The organism is Desulfuromonas acetoxidans DSM 684, from assembly GCF_000167355.1.
Lineage (GTDB): Bacteria > Desulfobacterota > Desulfuromonadia > Desulfuromonadales > Desulfuromonadaceae > Desulfuromonas > Desulfuromonas acetoxidans.
In genome coordinates this window covers 1-22,513 of record NZ_AAEW02000007.1, presented here as the reverse complement: position 1 = coordinate 22,513, position 22,513 = coordinate 1, and the positions used below count along the sequence as shown (strand labels likewise).

Annotated in this window: 23 protein-coding genes; all 23 read left to right on the top strand. The window is 55.1% G+C overall.

Going from position 1 to position 22,513, the window contains the following annotated elements; all coding sequences use genetic code 11:
* Positions 1 to 2 precede the first annotated feature (2 nt).
* The 23 genes from DACE_RS06795 to DACE_RS06685 all read left to right on the top strand — a co-directional run bounded on the left by DACE_RS06795 (position 3) and on the right by DACE_RS06685 (position 22,427).
* The gene (locus DACE_RS06795) at positions 3 to 443 is read left to right on the top strand and encodes a hotdog family protein (protein ID WP_005999637.1); all 441 of its coding nucleotides are present in this window, start codon (positions 3 to 5) and stop codon (positions 441 to 443) included.
* Positions 428 to 1,066, top strand: coding sequence for a LolA family protein (locus DACE_RS17165; RefSeq protein WP_005999635.1), 639 nt, complete (start codon positions 428 to 430; stop codon positions 1,064 to 1,066). Before DACE_RS06795 ends, DACE_RS17165 begins: the two co-directional genes overlap by 16 nt.
* Before the next feature lie 11 nt (positions 1,067 to 1,077).
* Positions 1,078 to 3,462: an MMPL family transporter gene (locus tag DACE_RS06785; RefSeq protein ID WP_005999633.1), complete on the top strand. Its 2,385-nt coding sequence runs from the start codon at positions 1,078 to 1,080 to the stop codon at positions 3,460 to 3,462.
* Positions 3,459 to 4,124 (top strand): DUF3261 domain-containing protein, encoded by a 666-nt coding sequence (locus DACE_RS06780; protein ID WP_005999631.1) that lies wholly within the window; start codon positions 3,459 to 3,461, stop codon positions 4,122 to 4,124. The genes DACE_RS06785 and DACE_RS06780 overlap by 4 nt, the downstream gene beginning before the upstream one ends.
* Entirely contained in the window at positions 4,121 to 4,489 is a 369-nt protein-coding gene (locus DACE_RS06775; protein WP_005999630.1) for a 3-hydroxyacyl-ACP dehydratase FabZ family protein, read from the top strand. The genes DACE_RS06780 and DACE_RS06775 overlap by 4 nt, the downstream gene beginning before the upstream one ends.
* Positions 4,490 to 4,502: 13 nt before the next feature.
* Positions 4,503 to 4,964: an acyl-CoA thioesterase gene (locus tag DACE_RS06770; protein ID WP_005999628.1), complete on the top strand. Its 462-nt coding sequence runs from the start codon at positions 4,503 to 4,505 to the stop codon at positions 4,962 to 4,964.
* The gene (locus DACE_RS06765) at positions 4,961 to 6,097 is read left to right on the top strand and encodes a beta-ketoacyl-[acyl-carrier-protein] synthase family protein (protein WP_005999626.1); all 1,137 of its coding nucleotides are present in this window, start codon (positions 4,961 to 4,963) and stop codon (positions 6,095 to 6,097) included. The genes DACE_RS06770 and DACE_RS06765 overlap by 4 nt, the downstream gene beginning before the upstream one ends.
* Positions 6,094 to 6,777, top strand: coding sequence for a beta-ketoacyl synthase N-terminal-like domain-containing protein (locus DACE_RS06760; RefSeq protein ID WP_005999624.1), 684 nt, complete (start codon positions 6,094 to 6,096; stop codon positions 6,775 to 6,777). Before DACE_RS06765 ends, DACE_RS06760 begins: the two co-directional genes overlap by 4 nt.
* A 118-nt stretch (positions 6,778 to 6,895) precedes the next feature.
* On the top strand, positions 6,896 to 8,161 hold the full coding sequence (locus DACE_RS06755; RefSeq protein ID WP_005999622.1) for a B12-binding domain-containing radical SAM protein: 1,266 nt from the start codon (positions 6,896 to 6,898) through the stop codon (positions 8,159 to 8,161).
* Entirely contained in the window at positions 8,158 to 9,531 is a 1,374-nt protein-coding gene (locus tag DACE_RS06750) for a lipid biosynthesis B12-binding/radical SAM protein (protein WP_005999620.1), read from the top strand. Before DACE_RS06755 ends, DACE_RS06750 begins: the two co-directional genes overlap by 4 nt.
* Positions 9,521 to 10,978, top strand: coding sequence for a B12-binding domain-containing radical SAM protein (locus DACE_RS06745; protein WP_005999618.1), 1,458 nt, complete (start codon positions 9,521 to 9,523; stop codon positions 10,976 to 10,978). The genes DACE_RS06750 and DACE_RS06745 overlap by 11 nt, the downstream gene beginning before the upstream one ends.
* Before the next feature lie 13 nt (positions 10,979 to 10,991).
* Entirely contained in the window at positions 10,992 to 12,182 is a 1,191-nt protein-coding gene (locus DACE_RS06740) for a DUF2062 domain-containing protein (RefSeq protein ID WP_040366467.1), read from the top strand.
* On the top strand, positions 12,179 to 13,111 hold the full coding sequence (locus DACE_RS06735) for an LpxL/LpxP family acyltransferase (protein WP_005999614.1): 933 nt from the start codon (positions 12,179 to 12,181) through the stop codon (positions 13,109 to 13,111). The genes DACE_RS06740 and DACE_RS06735 overlap by 4 nt, the downstream gene beginning before the upstream one ends.
* A gap of 38 nt (positions 13,112 to 13,149) precedes the next feature.
* A complete protein-coding gene (locus DACE_RS06730; protein ID WP_005999612.1) occupies positions 13,150 to 13,401 on the top strand; it encodes a phosphopantetheine-binding protein in 252 nt (83 codons plus the stop codon).
* Positions 13,402 to 13,405: 4 nt separating this feature from the next.
* Positions 13,406 to 14,593: a beta-ketoacyl-[acyl-carrier-protein] synthase family protein gene (locus DACE_RS06725; protein WP_005999611.1), complete on the top strand. Its 1,188-nt coding sequence runs from the start codon at positions 13,406 to 13,408 to the stop codon at positions 14,591 to 14,593.
* Positions 14,593 to 15,678 (top strand): beta-ketoacyl synthase N-terminal-like domain-containing protein, encoded by a 1,086-nt coding sequence (locus DACE_RS06720; RefSeq protein WP_005999609.1) that lies wholly within the window; start codon positions 14,593 to 14,595, stop codon positions 15,676 to 15,678. The genes DACE_RS06725 and DACE_RS06720 overlap by 1 nt, the downstream gene beginning before the upstream one ends.
* A gap of 5 nt (positions 15,679 to 15,683) precedes the next feature.
* Positions 15,684 to 16,115 carry a DarG family dialkylresorcinol biosynthesis protein gene (locus DACE_RS06715; protein ID WP_005999607.1) on the top strand — a complete coding sequence of 144 codons (432 nt, stop codon included), beginning with the start codon at positions 15,684 to 15,686 and terminating at the stop codon, positions 16,113 to 16,115.
* Positions 16,112 to 17,134, top strand: coding sequence for a BtrH-related acyltransferase DarH (darH, locus tag DACE_RS06710; protein WP_005999604.1), 1,023 nt, complete (start codon positions 16,112 to 16,114; stop codon positions 17,132 to 17,134). The genes DACE_RS06715 and darH overlap by 4 nt, the downstream gene beginning before the upstream one ends.
* Complete coding sequence (locus tag DACE_RS06705; protein ID WP_005999602.1) at positions 17,131 to 17,880, top strand: ABC transporter ATP-binding protein; 750 nt, start codon at positions 17,131 to 17,133, stop codon at positions 17,878 to 17,880. Before darH ends, DACE_RS06705 begins: the two co-directional genes overlap by 4 nt.
* A gap of 1 nt (position 17,881) precedes the next feature.
* Complete coding sequence (locus tag DACE_RS06700; RefSeq protein WP_005999600.1) at positions 17,882 to 19,189, top strand: ABC transporter permease; 1,308 nt, start codon at positions 17,882 to 17,884, stop codon at positions 19,187 to 19,189.
* 21 nt (positions 19,190 to 19,210) lie between these two features.
* Positions 19,211 to 19,477: an acyl carrier protein gene (locus DACE_RS06695; protein WP_005999598.1), complete on the top strand. Its 267-nt coding sequence runs from the start codon at positions 19,211 to 19,213 to the stop codon at positions 19,475 to 19,477.
* Between the two features lie 335 nt (positions 19,478 to 19,812).
* On the top strand, positions 19,813 to 21,501 hold the full coding sequence (locus DACE_RS06690) for a Na/Pi cotransporter family protein (protein ID WP_005999595.1): 1,689 nt from the start codon (positions 19,813 to 19,815) through the stop codon (positions 21,499 to 21,501).
* Complete coding sequence (locus tag DACE_RS06685) at positions 21,501 to 22,427, top strand: Ppx/GppA phosphatase family protein (protein ID WP_040366466.1); 927 nt, start codon at positions 21,501 to 21,503, stop codon at positions 22,425 to 22,427. The genes DACE_RS06690 and DACE_RS06685 overlap by 1 nt, the downstream gene beginning before the upstream one ends.
* Positions 22,428 to 22,513: the final 86 nt, after the last annotated feature.

Here is a 22,513-nt window from a genome sequence, read left to right as displayed (position 1 = left end):
AGATGACTTCAACGACAATAACGATGGCTTTGCCCATGGCGGCGCAAAAATTGTTGCCGCACCGACCGCCCATGCTGCTGGTGGATGCGCTGGTCGCATTTACGCCGGGATGTGGCACGGTTGTCAGTGAAGTTCATGCCGAAGATCTGTTTGTCTGCGAAGACGGCAGTCTGGAGCCTGTGGCTTTTATTGAGTTGATTGCCCAGAGCTATGCGGCGATCAAGGGGTACGAGGATACGCTGAACGGGGTTCCGGTGCGTGAGGGGTTTCTCGTGGGGGGACGTCAGGTCAAACTGTTGTCCAAGGCGCATGTCGGTGACCGGTTGACCATCGATATTGAGACCTCCGGTCAGCTGGAGGGGTTTTGTGTGGTTGACGGCGTGGTGCGCTGTGAGGAAGAGATTCTTGCCGAGGGGAGTATCAAGCTATGGATTCGCGACTAATCCGTCTGTGTCTGATTCTGATGGTGTTTTTTCCCGCGATGGTGGTGGCACAACCCTTGCCCGAAGAGATGGCTGATGAAATCCGTCATTCGGCGGCTGAAGTGCAGACTCTGTCGAGTCAGTTTGTCCAGGAGAAATTCCTCAGCATGTTTGCTGAAACCTTGACATCTAACGGTCGTTTTTATTATCAGCGCCCCGATCAGTTACGCTGGGAATTAACTGAGCCGGTTGGTTCCGGGTTTGTTCTCAATGGCGATCACGGCGAACGCTGGCATGAGCGTGTTGATGGCAGTGAACCGTTTCGGCTTGAGGATGATCCGGCCATGAGCCTGATCGCCGAACAGCTGTTTGCCTGGGCTCGGGCTGATCTGCGTTGGCTGCAGGAGCATTATCAGATTGAGCTGATCGGTGTTGAACCGATCTGCCTGCGCCTGACACCTCCCGAAGGACAGGGGCGGGCTTTTCTCGATCATCTGCTTATTCAGTTTTCCGATTCGGCGGCCTATGTCACTGAGGTGGAAATTCATGAGCACGATGGTGATTATACGCGGATCCGTTTCAGCCACACGGATGTCAATGCGCCGTTGACCGGCACGTTGTTCACTGGTCGGGAAGGGCTGTAGCGGACAGACGGATGATCTCGGTACTTTTTAACTATTTTCAGGGCCACCGACGGTTGCTGTTTGTGGTGTACGGCCTGTTTGTCGTGGTCAGCTTTGCCCTGTTGATGCGTCTTACGCCACAGGAAACCATCGATGCCATGTTGCCGGATGCAACCGGTAGCACGGTGCGCGATGATTTTACCTGGCTGCAGCGTGCCCCTTTTGCCCGCAAGGTGTTTATCGATCTTGAGGTGAGCGATCCGCAACAGCAAGCGATCCTGAAGGCGGGTGGTAAAGCATTGGCCGTGGCCCTGGAAGAGAGACTGCAGACAACGGTCACGGACGGTCCACCGATCCAACAGCAGGCCACACTGCTCAGTCATTTGAGTGAGGCGTTGCCGCGACTGGTGACGGAAGAGGATCTGCAAGTGATCGCCAAGCGTCTCGCTGATGATGCGATCATGACGGAGCGACTTGTTCAGATCAAGAGTCAGCTCATGACGCCGCAGGGGTGGTGGACCAAGGGGCAACTCCAGCGCGATCCATTGCAACTGTGGCAATTAAGCGCTGACCATCTGCGTGATTTGAATCCGTTTGCCGGTGCCGGCGGCGAACATGGCGCCTTTGTCAGTCGTGACGGTCGTCATCGTCTGCTGATGGTCGATACTACGGTGGAGATTGGCGATGTGACGGCAAGTCGCCGCCTGCTTTCGGAGATCGATACTGCAATTTTGGAGACCTTGCCGCCAGAAGTGACGGCTACCGTGGTCAGCGGACACCGCTATACCGTGGCCAATGCCGACACTGTTCAGCGAGATATCCGTGTGGTGTTCAGTGTGGCCAGTGTGGCGATTTTGCTCATTTTCATGGTGCTGTTGCGTAATGTGCGTGCGCTGTGGGTGTTTTTTCTACCGGCATCGGTGTTGGGAATCGCCGCCTTTATGGTAACGGTCTGGTTTCCACAACTGTCCGGGATCACCCTGGGCTTTGGTGCTGTGCTGTTGGGGATCACTGTTGATTTCACCCTGCATGTGTTTTTTGCTCTGCGCAGTGGTGGTGCGCCTCTCGGGGCGTTGCAGCGGTTGACACGTCCGCTGGTGGGCAGTGCCCTGACCAGCTTTATGGCGTTCAGCGTCCTGTTGTATTCGACTCTGCCGGGGCAGCGACAACTGGCGGTGTTTTCTATGACAGCCATTGCTGCAGCGTTACTGCTGGCACTGGTGGTCATGCCGCATCTGTGCGGTATTGCTTCGGGGGCCATGGCCCGATCCCGTCATGAGGCCGTCCGCCATCATCCTCGTGCCGCGTGGATCTGGCTGGTGGTTGTTATGGTCGCCGCGTTCGGCTGCAGTCGACTGACCTTTGATGGTGATCTGCGCCGTTTGAGTGTTCAGACTGCTGCGTTAAGCCATGGTGAAGCGTTGATGAAACAGGTGTGGGGCGATGTGCGAAGCCGTACCCTGATCTTTTCTCAGGGGAACACTGAACACGATGCTCTGGCTGTGAATGCACGTGTCGCCGAGCTGATTGCGTCACAACAGAGCAGCGCCTCTCTGGTGTCCCTGGCAACACTTCTGCCGACAGAGCAACACCAACAGCAGAGCCTGTTTCGCTGGCAGGATTTCTGGCAGCAGCATCAGCCGCAATGGCAGCGATTTTTCGAACTGGCGCAGCAACAGGGATTTTCAGCCACGGCGTTTGAATCGTTTGACACCGCGTTGTCGCAACCGTCGCCACTCCTCAATTTGCCGTTCTGGCAACAGGCCGGTTTGGGGACGGTAATTGAGGGTTTGCTGGTCACTGATCTTCCGCAGGGCACGGCCGTGGTCTCATTGCTCGACACCGGTAAGGCTGGAGAGGAACGTGCTCTGGAACTGGACAGCCGTCTGGAACAGATTCCCGGTGTGGTTGTTGTTGACCAGAGTCAGTTTCGTCAGCAACTCAGTGCTCAAGTCGGTCATGACTTTATCACCTTTATCTTGCGGGCGATGGCTGTTGTTGTGGTGGTGCTGGCGGTGTGGTATCGCCGACTGAGTCGAATGGTGTTGGCTTTGTTGCCGGTGCTCGGTGGCTTGGTGGTGATGTTTGGTGTTATGGGCTGGCTGGGGTTGGCGTTTAACCTGTTCAATGTGATTGCTGCAATCCTGATTATCGGATTGGGTGTGGATTACGGGATCTTTATGGTCAATCGCTGTCAGTATGGAAGTGGAATGCATACCGACAAGGCGGTGCTGGTGTCGGCTCTGACCACACTGGCGGGGTTCGGTTCACTGGCGTTGGCGCGTCATCCGGCCATGTCCTCCATGGGGCTGACTGTTTTGTTCGGCATCAGTGCTGCGGTGCTGACCGCTTTACTGGTGGTGCCGACGGTTTATGCCCACTGGTGCTCAACTTCGCCCAAGGGAGGATCGTCATGAAGCGTTACGCCCTGATTGCTCTGTTGCTCGCTGTGGTTCTGACCGCCTGCGGTCGTCCCACGTTACCTCCCCATTCGGGAGCGGTCAGTGAAGGCCTAAGTCCGTTACAACTGGTGACTCAGCATTGGTTGAGCGGCACGCAGCGTTATTTGTGTCGGCAAAGTGGTGTGCTGAAACTGTCTTGGCGGGAGATCCCATTGCAGGGTGTGTTGCGTATCGACTGTGCTGCGCATGAGGCGCGTTTGGTGGCCATGGACAGCATGGGAGTGAAATTGTTTGATGTGACCGTGACCGGCGAGGATATGTCCCTGAACTATCTTTTGCCGTTGTTGGAAGAACATCCGCAATTGCCCAAGGTCGTGGCCCAAAGTGTCCGGCGGATTTTCTTAACACCGCAGCCCCAGGCAGGCGATCGCTTGCTGCCGCGTTGTGACGGTCAGCCGTATCGACTGGTTTCTAATGTACAAAGCGGAGCAGAGTTTACGTTTGGCGGTGATCCGATCCGTTTGCAGACCACCCGTGTTGCGACAGACGATGAAAACTGGCAAGTGGATTATTTCAATGACTCTGATTCCGCAATGTTGCGGACACCGACGATGATTGTGCTTGACGATAAAAACTACCGTTTGACCCTGTGGATGGAGGCGGTGCGAAAGCTATGACCAGTCCGGTACGCAATGAAATACTCCATTCAAGCTGCACTGACCTGCGCATCGAACAGGACACGGCGGAGCAAAGCTTTGTTCTCAGTGAGGCGTTTATCGGTTTTAGCGGCCACTTTCCCGGCTATCCGATTGTGCCGGGAGTGATCCAGGTCCTGATGGCGCAGATTGTTGCCGAACAGGCTGGTCTCGTCTCCCAATCGCCGCAGGCCATGCAACGGGCCAAGTTCCATCGGCAGTTGCGTCCACAGGAGCGCATTGTCGTGCGGTGTACGGCCAAAACGGTGCGTGGCAAGTCGGTGATTGATGCGGCGTTGCTGGTTGATGATGAACTGGCATCGACGTTCTGGCTGACGCTGGCGTAGGGGATAGAGGTTTATGGCAAAAAAAGGGTGGTTTCCAGTAATCGAACAGGCACCAGCTCCGCTGACGTTGACTGTTAAACGTCACGTCCGTTTTGAAGAAGTGGATGCGGTAGGCATTGTCTGGCATGGCCGATATCCGAGCTATTTTGAAGATGCTCGCGTTGCTCTCGGAGCGCATTACGGTTTGGGCTATATGGATTTCTATGCTCAAGGCGTTGTCGCACCAATTAAGAAATTGCACATTGATTATGTTCAGCCGTTGCGTTTTGAGGAGTGGTTTACCATCGAAGGTTTGTGGCACTGGACGGAAGCGGCGCGGTTGAACTTTGAATTTATTCTACGCAATGAACAACAACAGGTGGTCACACGTGGTTACAGTGTCCAGATGTTGTTGGATACCGATCATAATATTCTGGTGGTGCCACCACCGTTTTATCAGGATTTTTTACGTCGCTGGAAAGAGGGAACCCTGTGAAAAACGTTGTGATTACCCACGGCAGCGCCGTGACCGGCTTGGGAACGTCCCTTGATGCCACGTGGGAGGCTTTGAACGACGGGCGCTCGGCAATCGCCGAGGTGGACCGGTTTAATACCGACCATTATCTCGCCAAGGTGGCAGCCTGTGTCCCGGACCTGGCCGCCGATGCCACTGGCTCACGGCTGTATCCGCTGCTCGATCAGGTGCTTGCTCAACTGCCGCAGTTGCCGCAAGAGACCCGTCTGTTTACCGCAACCACCAAAGGGGCGATTGACCTGTTGGAGCAGGGCCAGCGCGATGGCCGCGAAGCCGCGCAACTGCAAGCCAGTTTGCCGGTGACCATGACCCGCTGGGTGGCGGATAAGCTGGGCAGCGCTGATCCGGGGCAGAATGTCAATGCCGCCTGTGCGTCATCCACTCAGGCCATCGCCCGTGGCGCTGCGTTGATTGCCCACGGCCGGGCCAACTGTGTTGTGGTGGTGTGTGCCGACCTGGTCAGTGAGTTTGTCTTGTCCGGGTTTTCGGCGTTACAGGCGTTGTCGCGTTTGCCGAGTCGACCGTTTGACGTTGAACGCAGTGGTTTGACCCTGGGAGAAGGAGCGGCGGCCGTGGTGTTGATGGATGAGGATACTGCCCTCCGACATGGTCTGCCCACGGATATCCACTTGTGTGGCTGGGGCATTGCCAATGATGCCAACCATATTACCGCTCCGGCCCGTGACGGCTGTGGACTGATCCTTGCGGTGGAACAGGCGCTAACGTGCGCCGGACTGGCTGCGGATGATGTGGCGGCCATCAGCGCCCACGGTACCGGCACGGTGTACAACGATATGATGGAGTTGACCGCTTTTAATCAGTTGTTTGGTGACCGGCATCTGCCGATCAATTCCATTAAAGGAGCCCTCGGTCATACCCTGGGGGCCGCCGGTGGTCTGGAAGTGGCTCTGGCGTTGCCTGCATTGCGCCGACGCAGTTTACCGCCCACCTGTGGCCTGGAACAGGCTGAACCGCTGGCCGGTGAACGGGTGAAGAATGTGCCGCAACCATTCCGTGGCGATGTGTTGTTGTCGACCAATTCCGGTTTTGGCGGTGTCAATGCCGCGCTGTTGCTGAAACGGAGGGACGGATGAACCCCTATCGTATTGCCGGATTCGGCTGGGTGAGCAGTTATGGTTTCGGTCGCGGTTTCAGCAGTGGTTTTTCCGGATTTGGTCCCGGTACGTTACCGCAACTGCAGCGCCAGGATCTGTTTGATAAACCGGACCGCCGTTTTGGACGGATGGACCCGTTTTCGCGGCTGGGTCTGGCCGGCATTACTCTGGCCCTGCAGGATGCCGGTATGGACCACTGGCAGGAGAAACGACCGGTGGCCATTTTGGCGGAAACCTACAGCGGCTGTCTGGAGACCGATTGCGACTATTTTACCACGGTGATTCCCGAGCATGGTGCTCTGGCCAGTCCGCAACTGTTTGCCTATACCTTGTCCAACACCTTTCTTGGTGAAGCGGCTTTGCGTTTTGGATTAACCGGATGCTGTGAGGTGGTTAACAGTTGCCGTCCAGACGGTTTGGCCGTGGTGGACAATGCGCTTGATCTGCTGGATAACGGTGAGGCCGAAGCCGTGGTGGTCGGGTTTTGTGATCTGGATAGCTACGGCGTGTTGCAGGCACCTGGTAGCCTGTTTCTGGTGGTGGATAAATCGGCACCTTCTGCACAATTGACCCTGACACGTGAGGCGTCTGGTGCCTTGTCCCTGTCCGGACAGCCCATTGCCTGTGCCATGGCGTTGGTCGCACGGTTAAAGTCGTGACAGGGGCGGAAGCGCGACGTTGGATCGGACTAAAGAGCAGTGCTTGACGTTGAACGCGTCCATCTGCTGATACGATAACGAATGAACGCATAAAGGGAACAAAAAGGGAGAACAATCGATGAAAATGAAGTTGGTTTATCCACGCTGGGCGAAGCTGGAACGGCAAACCGAGTTTCACCTGCCGCCTCATGGACCGGTGGTCTTTGCCGCGACCATTCCTGAAGACGTTGAAGTGAGTTTTACCGATGAAAACGTCCAGACCCTGGATTTTGATGAACCGGCTGATCTTGTGGCACTGTCCGTCATGCTCACCTGTCAGTTGCCGCGTGCCTTTGAGATTGCTGCCGAGTATCGCAAGCGTGGAAGAACCGTCATGTTCGGCGGCATTGCCACCATGTTGCACGCCGAGGAGGTGCAGCAACATGCCGACTGTGTGTTTATCGGTGAAGCGGAAGGGCGTACCGAGCAGGTGATTCGCGACTTTGAGCGTGGTGAACTCAAGCCGGTGTACAACTACCTGCAGCAACATCCGCCCATCGAACTGGTGGGGACGGCACGGCGTGAGATTCTTGATCGTGACTGTTACAACTATCGTGGCGTTCAGATGCTCGATCTGGTGCATGCGTCGCGCGGTTGTAAGTTCAAATGTTTTCCCTGTTGTACCGGTTATCTTGGTGGTCATGAATTCCGCCCCCGGCCCATTGAAAAGGTTATCGCCGAGATGGAGGCGATTCCCAATAACCGCATGTTTATTGTCGATAATTCCATGGCTCAGGACAAACAGTGGCTGCTGGAACTTTTTGAGGCCATGAAGCCGCTCAAGAAAAAGTGGGTGTCTCATCCGTTGCTTGATGACGACGACGTCCTTAAGGCGGCTGCTGATGCCGGAGCCTGGTATGTGTATCAGGCGGTTTTTGACACGTCGGATGTTATTCGTAACCGCATCAAACGGCTCAAGGATTTCGGCATCGGCGTCGAAGGCACCATCATTCTCGGTACTGATGATCAAAGTGCTGACGATATCCGGCGTTTGGTCGATTTTCTCATCGAAGTGGAGCTGGATGTCGCCGAGTTCACCATTCTTACGCCGTTCCCTCATTCGCCGATCCGTGCACAGTTGGAAAAAGAGGGCCGTCTGCTCAATAACGGCTGGGGGGATTACACGGCGGATAAGGTGGTGTTTCAACCGAAGCAGATGTCTGTGGACACCCTGCAGGATCTGTTCTATTACGCCTGGGATACCTTCAACGCCGATGGTGGCTACCAGTTGAAAATGGGGAAGTTGTTCAAACAGGTTATTGCTCGTGAAATGGATGACGGTACCTATCGCCGTTACGATACTAAGCGCAAACGTCAGTTTAGTTTGAACAGGACCGCGTCATGAGTCGTGTTTTTCTGATCTCCTCCAACATCTCCACGGACCCGTATCCGGTGTATCCGCTGGGCATGGCTATTGTCGCCGGTGCTCTGGATGGTGCGGGACACGAGGTGCGGCAGTTTGATTTTCTGGTGTATGACCAGGACTGTCGTCGTCTGCAGGGAGATCTGGAAGCGTTTAATGCGGATGTGGTCTGCCTGTCGTTGCGCAACATCGACAATGTCGACTCATTCAGCTCGGATAAAAACTGGTATCTCACGGATGCCAAACGGTTGATCGAAACGATTCGTACCATCAGCTCGGCTCCGGTTGTCGTTGGTGGCCCGGCATTTTCCATTCTCCCTGAAGAGATTCTCAGCTACCTCGGTGCCGATTATGGTGTGGTGGGCGAGGGGGAGCAAGCCGTACCAACGTTGATCGACCGGATCAGCCGTGGTGAAAAGGTTGAGGCAATCACCTGTGGCAGTCAACCGTTGCAGGGCCATGAGATGGGTCAACCGTTACTGGTGCCGGAATTTGTCGACTATTACCAGCAGCACAGTGGTTTGATCAATTTACAGACCAAACGTGGTTGCCCGTTTAAATGTGTCTATTGCACCTATCCCGGTTTGGAAGGCCACCGTTTCCGGCCACGGCCGGTGGATGCGGTGGTCGAGGATTTGGCCCGTCTTAAACGCGACCACGCCACCAGTACGGTGTTTTTTACCGATTCGATCTTTAACGATCCACAGGGTTTATATCTCGAGTTGGCCGAAGAGATGGTGCGCCGTGAACTCGATATCCGCTGGTGTGCTTTCTTCCGACCTCAGGGGTTGAACCGTGAGGTGTTGCAATTGCTCAAACGTGCCGGGCTGTATGCCATGGAGATGGGAACCGATGCCGCCAGCGACACCACTTTGGCCGGACTTGATAAAGGGTTTGGCTTTGATGAAGTGCTTGCCTGTCAGCAGGCGGCCATTGCCGAGCAGGTGCCCTGTGCCCATTTCATCATGTTCGGCGGGCCGAATGAGACGCCGGAGACGGTGGCTGAAGGGCTGTCTAATATTGCCAAATTGGAGCACTGTGTGGTGTTTGCTTTTTCCGGCATCCGGATTCTGCCTAAGTCGCGCCTATTGGAGCGAGCCATTGCCGATAATGTGATAGAGCCGGGCGCGTCGTTGATCAAGCCGATCTACTATTTTTCACCGCACATCCAGGTGGAGCCGATGAACCAGATGATTCTTGATTCGTTCAATGGCCGCCGTGATCGCATCTTCCCACCGTCAGATGGCCAGGAGAAGATGGCGGTAATGAACAATTTCGGCTTTAAGGGAATTTTGTGGGATCATCTGATCCGTTTTGACACTCCAGGCCGCAGGAGACGCCGTGCACGCTGATCTGGATCGACAACGGATTCTGCTGGTACATCCCCTTGGTTACGCCAGTGGCCAGGCCGGACACGATGTATCGCGGCTGGCCAATATCATGCCGCCTTTGGGTCTGGCCAGTATCGCTGCCTACCTGATGGAGCGGGGGCTGCAGGTTGATATCATCGACTGTTACGCGCGGCCCGACTCAGATCAGGCGATCTGTGATTACGTGCGTCAGCACCGTCCGGCGTGGCTGGGGCTGAGTTGCACTACCTCCAGTTTTCTCGATGGGGTGCGCATTGCCGAACTGGCGCGTGATGCCTGCCCCGGGCTAAAAGTGGCAGCCGGTGGTGCCCATGTGTCGGCGTTAAAAGAGACGTTACTCAGTGATTATCCGCAGCTGGATGCCCTGGTGGTCGGCGAAGGGGAGGAGACCCTCTATCAACTGGCGTCGGCCACCAACGATGATCATACAGCCCTTTCAGGCGTGGTGTGTCGCACTGATGATGGCGAAGTGGTGTTCAATGGTTACCGTGAACCGGCACTCGATCTGGATGCACTGCCGTTTCCGGCTTACGATAAGCTGGAGGGTTTTCCCGAGGCGTATCAGTTGCCGATTTTCAATTATCCCAAAGCGCCTAACACCAGCTGTATTTCCAGCCGTGGGTGTCCGTACGCGTGTAGTTACTGTGACCGCTCGGTGTTCCGGCGCACGTTTCGTTACAACTCTGCAGATTATCTGTACCGTCATCTGCAGCATCTGCGCGAGCGTTACGATATCCGTCATATCAACTTTTATGACGATCAGTTCACGTTTCACCGCCAGCGGGTGATCGATTTCTGTCAGCGGATGATTGACCAGCCCCTCGGCATGACGTTTAACTGCGCCATCCGTGCTGAGCATGTCGATGATGAACTGATTGCGTTGATGAAACGGGCGGGCTGCTGGATGATGAGCCTCGGCATTGAGACCGGTGATCCCGAGTTGCTGGCCCAGCACCGTCAGAATCCCGATCTTGACATGTTGGCCAACACCATCCGTCTGATCAAGAAACATGGTATTCGCGTTAAAGGGTTGATGATGGTCGGCCTGCCCGGTGAGAGTGAACAGAGCGTGCGACGCAGTATCGATTACATTCTCAAACTGCCCATTGATGATCTCAATGTTGCCAAGTTTACGCCGTTTCCGGGCTCGCCGCTCTACGAAAACATCCATGAGTTGGGTGTGTTTGACGAAGACTGGGCCAAAATGGATTGCATGCGTTTCCAGTTTATTCCTCATGGCATGAGTGAGGAAAAGCTCGAAGAGCTGTTTCTGACCTTTTACAAGAAACACTTTCGCCGCAATGATGTGATCTGGGGCTATGTGACCATGTTGTGGAAGTCACCGCACAGTTGGGGGCGCTTTGTCCGCAATCTCGGCGGATTCCTGTCGTTTGCCCGCAAAGGGAAACGGCTGGGCGATGAGGGGTGATAAGGTGACGGGAGTGACGGACCGTTCTCAAATCCTGGTGGCGATTCCGGTCTACAACCACGCGGCAACCTTGCGTGACGTGGTGGAGCGCTGTCTGCAGCAACACGATCAGGTATTGGTGGTGGATGACGGCAGTGAGAATGCTGTGGCGTCGTTGATTGACGATTTGCCCGTTGCGGTGTTGCGACACAACCACAATTGCGGCAAAGGAGCGGCGATTCTGACGGCGGCGGAGTATGCCAAACAGCAGGGAATGAGGCATCTGATTATCCTCGACGCTGACGGGCAACATTTTCCCGAAGATCTGCCGCGGTTTTTTGCCGCGATTGAACAGGAGCCGCTGGCGATTCATGTCGGGTTGCGTGATTTTACCGCAGCGGATATTCCGGGCAGCTCACGGTTTGGCCGACGGTTTTCCAATTTCTGGCTCAGGGTACAGACCGGTCAGACATTGGGCGATGTGCAGAGCGGCTATCGAGCCTATCCGCTGGCGGTGTTTGATCATTTGAGCTTCAGTGATTGCCACTACTCGTTTGAAGTGGAGGTACTGGTCAAGGCCAATTGGGCCGGTGTGCCGCTGCGCGACGTGCCGATTCAGGTCTATTATGCGCCGGGAAAGGCGCGGGTGTCTCATTTTAACAAATTGACGGACAACCTGCGGCTGTCGTGGCTCAATACCCGGCTGTGCCTGCGTTCCATTGCGCCCTGGCCGCATAAACGGCTGGTCAAGCGACAACAACCGCCGTTCAGTTGGCGACGGCCTGTGAGTTCATTGCGTCAGTTGCTGGCGCAGAATGTGTCCCCGGCCAGAATCGGACTGGCCATGGCCGTGGGAGTGTTGCTCGGCGCATTGCCATTGATCGCCTGCCACACGGTGGTGACGCTGTTTGTTGCCGGCTTTCTCGGCCTCAACCGCTATCTGGCCGTTGCGGCGGGGAATCTGTGCATGCCGCCGCTGGTGCCGGCGCTGTGTATCGAGGTGGGCTTCTATCTGCGCCATGGTCGCTGGCTGACGGACATCTCGTTGGAGACTCTCGGTGCTCAGGCACTGGAGCGGGTCTATGAGTGGTTTCTCGGCTCTTTGCTGGTGGGACCGCTGCTGGCCGTTGTGGTGGGTGGACTGGTATATGTCATTGCCGTGGGCCTGGTAGGCGATATGGATAAAACCGTTAAAGAGACGTGTTCGGAGCACGGGGAATCATGACCGGACAGACAAGCGAAAAATTGGCAGAATCAACCAGCGAACAGGTGCAACGCCCCCTTGGCTCAAAGCTGGGTTATCAGGCGTTTTATGTGATGATTCGCAGTGGCGGACGGCGGGCGGCATACGCACTGTTGTATTTTGTCGTCGCCTTTTATATTCTGTTTCGCCCCCAGGTGCGGCGCAGTTGTCGACCGTACCTCAAGCGGCGCTTTGTGGAGGCCGGTGAAGATGGCCTGTGGTGGCACAGCTACCGGATGGTTCTCGATTTCGGCAAGGTGCTGGTCGATCGGGCCGTGGTCGGTATGCTCGGACCTGACCGGCTCAAGGTGGCTCTGCATGGACGGGAACAGTTGCTGGAGATCCGCAATCGTCGTCAGGGGATGATCCTGATGATGTCCCATGTCGGCTGCTGGCAGGTAGCCATGTCGGCGCTGAACTTTCTCGAAGAGCCGGTGCATATGGTGATGCATCAGGATGACGGCAGTCTGGAGCGGCACTATTACGAATATGCCGAACAGGAATGCCCCTATCGCACCATTGATCCACGTGGTTTTCTTGGTGGTACTCTGGAAATGATGGGGGTGTTGAAACAGGGTATGATTCTGGCGGTGATGGGCGACCGGCTGCCGCCCCATGAGCGTAATGTGGTGACGGTGGAGTTTCTCGGTGATGTCGTGGCGCTGCCGTTCAGTTCGTTTCAGTTGGCGTCAGCCACTGGGGCACCAATTGTGGTGATGATGACGCGTAAAAGCGCCGGTGATCGCTATGAAATGGAGTTGATCGACGAGATACGCGTGCCGCAGGGGTTGGGGCGCAAAGCCGAGGCTTATCGACCTTATGTGCAACAGTATGCGGATGCCCTGGCCGGTTATTGCCGGGAAAATCCGTACCAGTTTTACAATTTCTTTGATATGTGGGATGACAATTAATAAGCTAGTGGAATCAACCGTTTTGAACAGGAGACGTTATGACAACCAAAGAAAAACTTAAAAAGATTCTGGTTGAAGATCTTAATCTTGAGGATATCACGCCGCAAGAGATTGCCGATGATGAGCCGTTGTTCGGTGAAGGTCTCGGTCTGGATTCGCTGGATGCCGTTGAACTGGTGGTGCTGGTTCAGAAGCATTTTGGTGTCGAGATTAAGGATATGGAAGAGGGCCGTCCGGCACTTCAATCCATCAACAGCTTGGCTGAATTCATCGAAGCCAATCAGGAGTAAATAAATGGCAAATCGCATTGCGGTGACCGGAATCGGCTGCCTGAGTGCAGCGGGCAACACCTTGGAACAAGCGATGGCGTCCATGCTGGGCGGCGAGCGCCATGGTGGTGATCCTTTACGATTTACGACCACGCACGCTGATGTCTATCCGGTGTTCTCCATCGCTGACGACTTTGAGCAGGTTAGTCAGCGTGACATGTTGCGCACCAGCCGCCTTGGTCTGGCTGCCGCCGGGCAGGCCGTGACCCAATCGGGGTGGTCACTGGAGGCATTACGTGGTCTGCGGGTCGGGGTGTGTATGGGCACCACGGTGGGCAGTGCGATGAACAACGAGCCGTTTTATGCCGGTTACCGTGATGGAGCGTCGCCGGAGATGACACCGATCAATCGTTTTCTCGGCAGCAATCCGGCTGCGGTGATCAGTCGTCATTTCGGTTTTAACGGTCCGACTCAGACCATTGTCAATGCCTGTTCCTCGGGCACGGATGCCATCGGACTGGCTTCGGCGTGGATTCAGTGCGGATTGTGCGATGTGGTGTTGGCTGGCGGTGCGGATGAGTTGTGTCGTACCACCTATAACGGGTTCGCCTCGTTGCAGATCAGTTCGACAAGGCTGTGTCGTCCGTTTGATGCCGAGCGCAGTGGCTTGAACTTGGGCGAAGGCGCCGGGGTGTTGGTGCTCGAATCGGATGCCAGTGCCCGCCATCGCCAGGTTCCGGCTCAGGGCTATATTCTCGGTTATGGCAGCGGTACTGATGGCTGGCATCTGACGGCACCACATCCGGAGGGGCGAGGCCTCAAGCAGGCGCTGGCCGAAGCATTGCGCGTCAGTCGCGTGCAACCGAAGCAACTGGGGTTTGTCAATACCCACGGTACGGGAACCAAAGACAATGATCGGGTGGAAAGTCTGGTGCTCCGTGACTGTCTCAAAGGACTTCCGTTTCATTCTACCAAGGGCTACACCGGCCATACCCTCGGCGCGGCCGGGGCGATTGAGGCGGCTTTTGTCCTCGGTTTCTTGCAGCGGCGAAAAATTCCCGCCAGTGCCGGGTTTACGACCATGGATGATGAGTTGGCGACAGTGCCGGTAACCCAGGTGCATGAGTTTGATAGTTCGTTGGCGCTGTCTGAATCACTGGCGTTTGGTGGTAACAATGCCGTGCTGGTGTTTGAGCGCGGGGAGGTGGTGTGATGAATCTACTTTCTCAAGCCGTTGCAATTCAAGGGGTCGGTTGTGTCGGAGGTTTTGGTCAGGGGGGAGACGCCTTTATCCGCGCCCTTCAGCAGGAAACAGACCGACCACAGATGCTCGACCAGTGCCATGGCGATGGGCAGGCCTATTACCCGGCTTTTCTCGCCAAAACCGATGGCCTGGATGAATTTGTTGCCAAGCGTTCTCTGCGCCGCCTTGATCATTATTCCCGCCTGGCGTTGCTCGGTGGTTGTATGGCGTTGTCCGATGCCGGAATTGATGCCGAGAAACGGGAGAAGGTTGGCGTGATCGTCGCCAGCGGTTACGGAGCTGCGGCCACCACCTTTGGGTTTCTCGATTCAGTGCTGGAGGATGGCGATCATTGCGCTTCGCCGACGGCATTTTCAAACTCGGTGCACAATGTGGCCGGTGCCTACCTGTCGATGCAGTTGGGTATTCACGGCCCGAATTTGACCTTGAGCCAATTTGATATGTCGGTAACGGCGGCGTTGCACAATGCTGTATGCTGGTTGCAACAGGGCCGGGTGGATACGGTGCTGGTTGGCGGTGTTGATGAACATTGTGCCGTGCTCAACTATTGTTATGGCCGTTATTTTGCTGATGAGCCGGTTCCTGAACGCATTGAGCCGTTTGCTTTTGATAAACAGACGGCGATCCCCGGTGAGGGCGCAGCGTTTCTGGTCTTAAGTCGTGATCCGAAAAGAGCGCGCTATGGCTATATTGATGCTCTTTGTGGCGGTCATATCGAGTCGGGTGGCGATGCGTTGATTCAGCGATCCCCGGTGCTGCTCGGTGCCGATGGTCAGCGCAATAGTGCCAGTTGGTACCGCCAGAGTATCGGTACGCCGAAAACCAGTTGCAGTCATGTTTACGGCAGTTTGCCCTGTGGTCAGGCCTTTGATCTGGTGGCCGCTGCGCTTATGGTTCGTGACCAGCAATGCCATGCGCTGTGTAGCCGAGAGGAAGAGTGCGCACCGATCCGTCAGGTGACCAGCGTCAAGTGTAGTGCAGACGGTCAGTTTGGTGCGATTCGGGTGACCCGGGGGATTGGGAAGGGACGTTAGACGTTATGCGAGACAAGGAAGTGCCCCAGGACAAAGGTGTTCTGGATGACAAAAAAGTGGTCAGTTATGCCCTCAATGATCAGGGCCGCTATTGCCTGACGCCCAGTGCCGGTTGGGAGCCGGTCAATTGTGCCAATCGTCTGGCGTGGGAAGATATTCAGGCGGAACTGGAACTGGTGCGCGCCCAGATTTCCAAGGGCGAGATGAGTCCGCTGGCTTATTATATGACCCGTGCGCAGATGGATGTCGCTCTGTTGTCACGTTATTCCGGCATTGCCCGCTGGCGGGTAAGACGCCACCTGAAGCCCAAGGTGTTTGACAACCTGTCCACCTATTATCGACAGTGTTACGCCGGCTTGTTCAATATCACAGTGGAACAACTGCTCGAAGTACCCGAGCAGGATGAATTGCCTATGGCGGATGAGGAGCAGGAATGATTGTCGATTTTCCTCATCGCCAATCGGCGCATTGTGAAAGTGGCGCGGTGGCCAATTTGCTGACCCATGCCGGATTGCCTGTTTCAGAGGCCATGGCCTTTGGTCTTGGTGGCGGTCTGTTTTTCGGCTATGTACCGTTTGTCAAACTCAATGGCTTGCCACTGACTACCTATCGCTGCCGTCCGGGTGGCATTTTCAGCCGGGTGACCAAGGGGTTGCATTGCCCGGTGCATCAGCAACGTTACCGCAGTCAGCAGCAGGCCATGGATGATCTGGACCGGCTGCTTGACGAAGGGGTTGCTGTTGGCGTTCAGACCAGTGTGTTCTGGTTGCCGTATATCCCCGCGGCACTACGTTTTCATTTTAATGCCCACAATCTGATTGTGATTGGTAAAGAGGGGTCTCGCTATCTGATCAGTGACCCGGTGATGCCGGAGCTGGTGTGGTGTGAGGCCGATGACCTGGTTAAAGCCCGCTTTGCCCAGGGCGCTCTGGCACCACGCGGCCGCTGTTATTATTTGAAAGAGCCGCCGCAGGTAACCGATCTACGTCAACCGGCGTTGCGCGGCATGAAAATCGTTTGTCGCGACATGCAGGCTCCGGTGCCGGTGGGCGGCATTCGTGGTATGCGCTTTCTGGCCAAAAGCATGCGTCAATGGGAACAACGTTACGGCACTCGGCGAGCAATCTCCTGTCTGGCGCAACTGATTCGCATGCAGGAAGAGATCGGTACCGGCGGCGCTGGCTTCCGTTTTATCTATGCGGCGTTTCTTCAGGAATGTGCGGAACTCTACGATCATCAAGAGTTGAGCTGGTTGGCCGAACGGTTGACTGAGATCGGTGATGGTTGGCGTGGCCTGGCGGTGAATGCCGCCCGGCGCTGTAAGGGCCGTGATGATTCAATCACGTTTGCTACTTTGGCTGATCAGGTTGCTCATCAGGCGGATGTTGAGGAACCGTTCTACTGTGATCTGCGACTGGTGGTGAAGGACGTGCAGCGAAAGTTGAAACAGGGATGACCTGCCTGGCTCTAGAGGCTTCCTCACTGGTCAAACACTACCGAGGCCAGAATTCTCCTGCGGTAAACGGCATTGATCTGTCGTTGCAGGCGGGAGAACTGATTGCTCTACTTGGACCCAACGGTGCCGGGAAAACCACTACCATCTCCATGTTGTCGACGCTGATGCGTCCCGACAGCGGCACGTTGACCCTTCATGGGGTGGATGCGTTGCGATCGCCTCAATCGGTTCGCCGGTTGATCGGTATGGTCCCACAGGAGCTAGCACTATACCCCAGCCTGACGTTGGCTGAAAATCTGCGTTTTTGGGGACGGTTGTACGGTTTGAGCGGTACCCACCTTGAGCAGAGTCTGACGGCCAGTGTGACAATGACCGGGCTGGAAGATGTCACCCAGCGGCGCATTGATACCTTTTCCGGCGGCATGAAACGACGGGCAAATCTGGCTGCCGGAATCATTCACCAGCCCCAAATCCTGTTTCTTGATGAACCAACCGTTGGCATTGACGCGCAGTCGCGCCATCAGATCCTCACCAACCTGAGGCAACTCAACGCAGATGGCATGACCATGGTTTACACCACCCATTACATGGAGGAAGTCAGTCAACTGTGTCAACGGGTGGTGGTGATCGACGAAGGGCGTGAAGTGGTGTCCGGGGCGGTTGATGCTCTGATGGCTGATCATCCGGAATGTGCTCATCTTGAGGATCTTTTTCTCAAGCTGACCGGCAAGCAGTTGAGGGATTGATATGATAGGGCAACTGTGGGCGGTGATCGTCAAGGAACTGCAATTGCTGCGGCGCGACCGCGGTGGTCTGGCTGTGCTGTTTATCATGCCGGTGGCATTGGTGCTGGTAGTCTGTCTGGTTCAGGATAATATTCTTAAAACATCGGGAGCAGCCGCGGTTGATGTGCTGGTTGTTGATCATGATCAGGCCACCTTTGGGCCGTGGTTTATCAGTCAGTTGCAGCAACAGGGAGACGTGCGCGTTTCTGTGGCAACTGACGATCTTAGTTTTGTCGAAGCGCAACGCCAGGTTGAACGGGGTGATTATCAATTCGGGGTCTATCTGTCGCCTCAGCTGAGCCACTCTCTGCAGCAGGCGGTGGACAGTCAGGTTCGACGACAGCTTTTCTCGCCTGCATCATCTCAAGACAGCGCAATGCCATCGTTATTCTACTCCTTTGATCCGGCGGTTCAGGGCGGCCTGCGTGCCGGATTGACCGGTCTGATCGATCAACTTGTCCGCCGCCATCGTGCCGAATTATGCCTTGAGGCCTTTCAGCGCTACCTGCCGAAACGGGTCGAACATTATGTGACGGTGCAATTGGGACCGATGTTTTCTCAAGCACTGGCGCAACATCCGCTTGAGTTGGATGTGAGCGTTGAGTCCAGCGAAATGATGGTGGCTCCGCTGGAGAGCGAAGCGGGATTTACCATGCCCACATCGATACAGCACAATGTTCCAGCCTGGTCCATCTTCGGACTGTTCTTTATTGTTCTGCCGCTGGCCACGGTGATGTTACAGGAGCGCTCTCAAGGAGTCTTTGTCCGTCTGCAGATGATCCCCGGTTCCATGGTGCCGCTTCTGGTCGGCCGAGTGGTGGCTTATCTGATGATCAGCTTGGTGCAGTTTGCATTGATGCTCGGCGTCGGCCGGACGCTGTTACCCCTGTTGGGAACCGACCATCTTGATCTTCACGGCCAGGTGCCGTCTTTGTTGGTTGTCAGTTTATGTGTTGCTCTGGCGGCCTGCGGTTTTGGTTTGTTGCTCGGTGTTTATGCCCGCAGCAGTCAACAGGCCAGCTTGACGGCAGCTGTGACCATTGTTATTTTTGCCGCCCTTGGTGGGATCATGATCCCGGTCTATCTGATGCCAGAGGTGATGCAGCACGTCAGTGTCATTTCGCCGCTGGGCTGGGGGATGGAAGCCATGCAGATTCTCGTGTTGCGCGGTGGATGTTTGGCTGAAACCTGGCCGTATCTGTTGCGGTTGGTGATCTGCTTTATTGTCTGTTGTTTTTTTGCCTGGCGCGGCCTGCGTCGGCGCTGTTGATTTTTTTAGGGAGGACGTGTCATGAGTCGTCAACAACTCTATCGTGAGTTACAAGATCTAATTATCGAAGCCTGCCATATTCAGGAGGAGTATCCCGATCTGATCGATCCGCAGGTCTCGTTGATCGGTCCGGATTCCCCTCTGGGACTGGATTCGCTGGATGCTGTGGAGATCGTTGTTGCTGTGCAGCGTCATTACAATGTGCGCATCGGTGGGGAAGACACCGGCCGTGAAGCACTGGATACGTTGAACGCCCTGGCGGATTTTGTTGAATCTCACACCTCTTAGGTAACGATTGAGTGCAAGAGACTTTTCGGTGTGGCAGAACTGTCTGTCATGCCACAGGTTTCATCTCTTTGTTTTTATACCGTTTTGATTGTTTATTGATCCCCGGTTTCCGATCCTGTTGCAGGCGGTATTAACAGGAGGGGGGACGTTCATGAGTTTAACCCTTTTTGCGGTTGTCAAACAGCGACACCTCGGTTATATTCGCAACGTTTTTTGTCAGTAAAACTCATCAAAAACTCATCTTTCGATGGCGTCTCGTCAAGTGGCTGGCGGCGCTGTAGAAGCACGGGGTTCGTTCAGTCTCGGGCGAAATGAACGGATCGTGGAGGTTTGTTATGTCGGCGTTGTTGAGCCAGGACTTGCTGTTTGGATTATTGGGTGGTCTGGGATTGTTCCTGTTTGGCATGAAGATCATGTCGGAGGGGTTGCAAAAGGTCGCCGGAAACCGGATGCGCAAGATTCTTGCTGCGTTGACCAACAATCGCTATGTCGCTGCTTTTGTCGGACTGGCCGTCACGGCGATTATCCAGTCATCAAGCGCCACAACGGTCATGGTGGTCGGCTTTGTCAATGCCGGTTTGATGTCGCTGGTTCAGGCGATCGGGGTGGTGCTTGGCGCCAATGTCGGCACCACGGTCACGGCGCAGTTGATCGCTTTTAAGATTACCAAATTCGCCCTGCCTGCCATTGGAGTGGGGGTCGGCCTAAAACTGTTTTCCAAGCGTAAAAGCTGGGTTTACATGGGCGAAATTATCCTCGGCTTCGGCATTTTGTTTTATGGCTTGTCGGTGATGAAGCATGCGTTCGACCCGGTCAAGACCAGTGAAGAGTTTCGCCACATCTTCACCCTGGTAGGAGATAATCACCTGCTGGCGGTGGCGGTAGGCGCTGTGCTGACAGTCATTGTCCAGAGCAGCAGCGCCACCATCGGCATCACTCTGGCTCTGGCTACCAGCGGTTTGCTGACCTTTGAAGGCAGCATGGCACTGATTCTCGGCGAGAACATCGGCACTACGATTACCGCCAATCTGGCGGCCATCGGAACCAACGTCGCGGCGCGACGCACCGCCATGTCGCATTTCTTGTTTAATGTCATCGGCGTGGCTTACATGTTACTTCTGTTTCCTTACTTTACGGCGTTTATCGAGTGGCTGACACCCGGTGACGCCGATTTTGTTATTACCACCCAGCAACAGGCGCATGATCTGATGATGGCCGTGGGCGACAAACCCTATATTGCCCGCCATATTGCTAATACCCACAGTCTGTTCAATGTGCTCAATGTGCTGATTTTTTTGCCGTTGGTTGGTCTGCTGGCTAAACTCGCAACCCGACTGGTTCCCGGTGAAGATGTTGAGGTAGAGTTCCATCTCAAGTATATCGACAATCGTGTCCTCAATACACCACCGCTGGCCATCAGTCAGGCGCGTTCCGAAACCAACCGCATGGCCGAGCTGTGCCTTGAATGTCTTGATGATACATTGCGCTTTATGCGGACCCGTGATAGCCGCATGCTTGAAGGACTGCGCAAAAAAGAGGATCTCATCGATCTGCTGCAAAAGGAGATCATCGATTTTCTGGTGGCGGTTTCCCAGCGGCCCATCTCTCAAGAATTATCTAAAGAGATCTCATCGTTGATGCATATGGTTAATGATCTGGAGAAAGTTGGCGACTACTGTGAAAACCTGTGGGAGCTCGGATTGCGAAAAATGGAGGAACGGGTCAACTTCTCCCAGATGGCTATGGGCGAGTTTGATGATCTGGCCGGGCACACTCGCGAATTTCTTGCCTTTGTCAAAGCAGCCATGGAACGCAAAGATGTCACGATCGGTGAAAAAGCCCAGTTTATGGAAAACCGTATTGATGATCTAGAAGAGCGACTGCGGTTGAATCACATCGCCCGCCTCAATACCGGTGAATGCTCGGTGACTCCGGGGCTGATCTTCATCGATATGTTGCACAATTTCGAAAAGATCGGTGATCATACGCATAGCGTCTCGCGAGCCCTCATCGGAAAAAAATAGTGGCGGCTGTGATAGATGTGGGCTCCCACACCGTTCGGTTGTTGATTGCCGATCTGGTTGGGGACACCCTGATTTACCGTCACTACGACCATGTGGTCACCCATCTTGGACGAGGTGTTGCTGAACATCACACTCTGTCCACACCCTCTCTTACCGCAACTCTTGCGGCGCTGGAGTCTTTTGCAGCGACCATCGCCCATTTTGGTCAGCGTGATATCCGTGTTGTCGGCACAGAAGCTGTGCGTGCCGCACATAACCGTCAAGAATTGATCACCGTGCTCCAAGAACGAACCGGGTTGCGCCTGGAGGTTCTTGACAGTCAACATGAAGCGCTCTATATGGCGCATGGTGTTTTGCAGGCGCTGCACCCACCTCCGCAACGCGCGGTTATTTTTGATGTCGGCGGAGCCAGCACCGAGTTTGTCTGTGTTGAGCGTGGTCAGTTGCGTTTTCAGAACAGCTATCCCATCGGGGTTGTTTCCTTATGTGACTGCGAGGATCCGCATCAGTTGATGGCGTGTTGCGCCGAGCAGTTGATCAACGATCTGAACAGGGCCGGGTTGTGGCCCGCCGTGCACCAGGAGGACTGGGCACTGGTCGGTACCGCTGGTACCGTGACGACCCTGGCCGCGGCACAGATGAAAATGACGGACTACTGCCCGGAGAAAATCAACAACTTTCACCTTCAAGCTTTACAGCTTGATGCCTTGAGCTGTCGTCTGGCGCCTTTGACCTCTGACGAACGCGAACAGTTGCCGGGAATCGAAGCGGGGCGGGGGGAAACCATCTTTGCCGGAGTGCAGTTTGTCCGGTTTCTTCTTGATTTTTTCAAGCACGACGTTATGACCGTGAGTGACGCCGGATTATTGCAAGGTGTTTTCTGGTGTACCTGGGGGCAAAGTACTGTTTTGGCAGCCGTTGATTGACACCGCAACGGCGTTCACTTATAGTCGGCGTTTAGTTGAAATATTCGTTGTGATCGAAATGATCGAACGCTTGAGTGAGAGGACAG